The organism is Streptomyces sp. CO7, from assembly GCF_053474865.1.
Window position 1 is genome coordinate 881235 of sequence record NZ_JBRIOU010000002.1, and the last position, 3565, is coordinate 884799.

A 3565-nucleotide genomic window follows, 5' to 3' on the forward strand; every position below is an offset into this window, starting at 1 on the left:
GTGTACGCGCGTCCCGCTTCCCCGGCCGGGGGTGGACGGGGAAGCGGGAGCGGGGCCCGGCGGAACGGGCGGTGCCGCCGGGTCCGACAGGGGGAAGCCGGGCCGCTCCAGCAGGCCTCCCCAGTCCCCGGGGGACCCAGGGTCCCCCGGGGCGCCGCCGGTACGCGGGCGGGGCTCAGCGCCGGGCATATTCGCGGAAGCCGCGGCCCGTCTTCCGGCCCAGGCAGCCCGCGGCCACCAGGTGCTCCAGGAGCGGCGCCGGGGCGAGGCCCGGGTCGCGGAACTCGCGGTGCAGGACCTTCTCGATGGCCAGCGAGACGTCCAGCCCGACCACGTCGAGCAGCTCGAACGGACCCATCGGGTAGCCGCCGCCCAGCTTCATCGCGGCGTCGATGTCGTCCAGCGTCGCGTAGTGCTCCTGGACCATCTTCACCGCGTTGTTGAGGTACGGGAACAGCAGCGCGTTGACGATGAAGCCGGCCCGGTCGCCGCAGTCCACCGGGTGCTTGCGGATCGTGCGGCAGACCTCGAGGACGGTGGCGTGCACGTCGTCGTCGGTGAGCACCGTGCGGACGACCTCGACCAGCTTCATCGCCGGGGCCGGGTTGAAGAAGTGCATGCCGATCACGTCGCGCGGGCGGGAGGTGGCCCGGGCGCAGGCGACCACCGGCAGCGAGGAGGTGGTCGTGGCCAGGACCGCGCCCGGCTTGCAGACCTTGTCCAGCGCGGCGAACAGCTGCCGCTTGACCTCGAGGTCCTCGGCGACGGCCTCGACGGCCAGGTCGACGTCGGCGAAGGCGTCGTAGGAGCCGGCCGGGGTGATCCGGTCCAGCGTCTGCGCCGCCGTCTCGGCCGTCATCCGGCCGCGGTCCACCGAGCGGGCCAGCGACTTGCCGATCCGCGTCTTGGCGGCGGTCGCCTTCTCCTCGCTGCGGGCGGCGAGGACGACGTCGTAGCCGGCCTTGGCGAACACCTCGGCGATACCGGACGCCATGGTGCCGGAGCCCGCGACGCCCACCGAGCGCACCGGACGGCCCGTGCCGGCCTCGGCGTCCTGGCGCGGGGTGAGCGCGTCCGGGACGACGGTGGCGGAGCCGGGCGCCTCGTAGGTGTAGAAACCGCGGCCGGACTTGCGGCCGTTGAGCCCGGCGTCGCTGAGCTGGCGCAGGATCGGCGCGGGGGCGTGCAGCCGGTCGCGGGACTCCTGATACATCGCCTCCAGCACGGTGCGGGCGGTGTCGACGCCGATCAGGTCCAGCAGCGCCAGCGGGCCCATGGGCAGGCCGCAGCCGAAGCGCATCGCCGCGTCGATGTCCTCGCGGGAGGCGTACCGGGACTCGTACATCGCGGCCGCCTGGTTGAGGTAGCCGAACAGCAGGCCGTCGGCGACGAAGCCGGGCCGGTCGCCGACCTTCACCGGCTCCTTGCCCAGCTCGAGGGCCAGGTCGGTCACGGCGGTGACGGCGGCCGGCGCGGTGAGCACCGAGGAGACGATCTCGACCAGCTTCATCGCGGGCGCCGGGTTGAAGAAGTGCAGCCCCAGGACCCGCTCGGGGCGGGCCGAGTCGGCGGCCAGCCGGGTCACCGAGAGGGCGTTGGTGCCGGTCGCCAGGATCGCGTCCGGGCGGACGATGCCGTCCAGGGCGCGGAAGATGCCCTGCTTGACGTCGTAGTCCTCCGGGGCCACCTCGATCACCAGGTCCGCGGGGGCGGCGTCGGCCAGGTCGGCGGAGGTGCGCAGCCGGGCGAGGACCTGCTCGCGCTCGTCCTCGGTGAGCCTGCCCTTGGCGACGGAACGGGCGGTGGAGGTCTCCAGCGCGGCGGTGGCGCGGGCGGCGGCCTGCGGGTCGACGTCGATGCCGACGACCTCGCGGCCGGCCCGGGCCAGGATCTCGGCGATGCCCGAGCCCATGGTGCCGAGGCCCACCACGGCGACGGTCCGCAGGGTGGAGGCGCTGTCGGAGGGGGACAGGGAAGAGGGAGCGGCCATGACGGACTCCAGGAAGGCGTGAGGTGACGGCTGGAACGCGACGCCGGCGGCGAGGAGGGCCGAGGGGCGTGCGGGGATGAGGAGTCGGCGAGGTCGACGGCGACCTGCCGGGTCGTGCGGGCGTGCCTGTGTCCGACCGGTCCTGTCCCGGAACCGGGTCGTGCGGCGTTGCCGCGGTACCGCCGTACGGGAAGTACGCGGGGGTACCGAACCGACTGCGCTCGCGGCGGCTGCGTCACCAGGCCGCTGCGAGGGGGCGCGAGGGTGGCTCGCTCGAATGAGCTTAACCGGCCGGTAGTGAGCGCGCCAGAGTCTGCGGCATGTTCGGGTATGTGATCCGGCTCCCATGGGGCCGGGTGATTTGCGTAGGGTTGGGCCGTGAACGACGACGAGCATCAACTCGCGCTGTTGGAGACCCGGTTGAGGGCCGAGTCCGGGGGAGGGTTCGCCCACCGGCGGCTGGTGTCGGACGCCGGGCCCGAGGAACTCGCCGAGGTGCTGAGCGAGCCGGGACACCCGCTGTGGGCGGTGGAGCTGGCGGCCTTCCGGCTCTCGCTGGCCGGTGACGGCCGGGCGTTCGAGCCGCTGGTGCTGCTGCTGAACCACCGGGACGCGCCGCGCTGCGCCTCGGCGGCCTACGCGCTGGCCCGGCTGGGCGACGCGCGCACCGCGCGGGCGGCGGCCGCGCTCGCCACCAACGAACTGCGCGTCGGCTACGCCCTCCATCCGGTGCGGCTGCTGGTCGCGCTGCGGGCGCCCGAGGCGGTGCCCGCGCTGGTGACCGTGCTGGAGCGGCGGCTGTCCGCGGCGCGCGACCCGCACCGGGAGGTGGCGCTGGCCTGCGTCGAAGGACTCGGCGAACTCGGTGACCCGCGTGGCCGGGCGGTGCTCGAACGGGCCCTTCGGCGGGAGGAGTTGGCGGAGGCCGCCCGCGCCGCCCTTCAGTCGCTGGCGGCCGCCCCGGGCCGGACGTAGCGGACCTCGGGCACGTCCACGCCGTCCACGGTGTAGGGCTCCTCGACACCGTCGGGCGCGAAGCCGTGGCGCTCGTAGAAGGCGCGGGCCGAGGCGTTGTCGCGCACCACCCAGAGGTAGGTGTCTCCCTGGGCGGGCAGGCACGCCCGCAGCAGGGCGGTGCCGAGCCCGGCCCGGTGGTGCGCCGGGTCCACGTAGAGCGTGTACAGCTCCCAGCCCGGTTCGGGGTCGCGGTTCGGGCCGAGGCAGGCCCAGCCGGCGACCTGCCCGTCGCGCTCGGCGACCAGGTTGACGACGCCGGGGCCGGCTCCCTCCAGGAGCGTGCGGTGGTGCTCGGCGGCGGAGACCGGGTCCATCCGGTCCAGGTACGCCTGCGGCATCAGTCCCGTGTAGGCGTGCCGCCATCCGGCTATCCGCACCTCGGCGACGCGCGCGCAGTCGTCGGCCGTCATCTCTCTGATCATCCGGCCATGATGCCCCGCCCGCCGGGCGGCCTGCTTCCGCTTTTCGCCCCGCGCCGGATGCCGCGCGGGCACGGCCGGCCGCCGCGCCCGCGCGCTGCTCATGCCGTCCGGTCAGGGGCGGGGGAGCGGCCAGGGG

3 protein-coding genes are annotated in these 3565 nt (G+C 74.8%); 1 reads left to right on the forward strand and 2 read right to left on the reverse strand.

Features of this window, described 5'->3' with window-relative positions; all coding sequences use genetic code 11:
• Window positions 1-175: 175 nt before the first annotated feature.
• A complete protein-coding gene (locus ACOV8S_RS06025; protein WP_448316503.1) occupies window positions 176-1990 on the reverse strand; it encodes a 3-hydroxyacyl-CoA dehydrogenase family protein in 1815 nt (604 codons plus the stop codon).
• 378 nt (window positions 1991-2368) lie between these two features.
• Between ACOV8S_RS06025 and ACOV8S_RS06030 the strand changes: the two genes are divergently transcribed.
• Complete coding sequence (locus tag ACOV8S_RS06030) at window positions 2369-2965, forward strand: HEAT repeat domain-containing protein (RefSeq protein WP_448316504.1); 597 nt, start codon at window positions 2369-2371, stop codon at window positions 2963-2965.
• Here the strand turns inward: ACOV8S_RS06030 and ACOV8S_RS06035 are convergent.
• Window positions 2932-3429 (reverse strand): N-acetyltransferase family protein, encoded by a 498-nt coding sequence (locus ACOV8S_RS06035; RefSeq protein WP_448316505.1) that lies wholly within the window; start codon window positions 3427-3429, stop codon window positions 2932-2934. The two genes, ACOV8S_RS06030 and ACOV8S_RS06035, sit on opposite strands and share 34 nt — an antisense overlap.
• Window positions 3430-3565 lie beyond the last annotated feature (136 nt).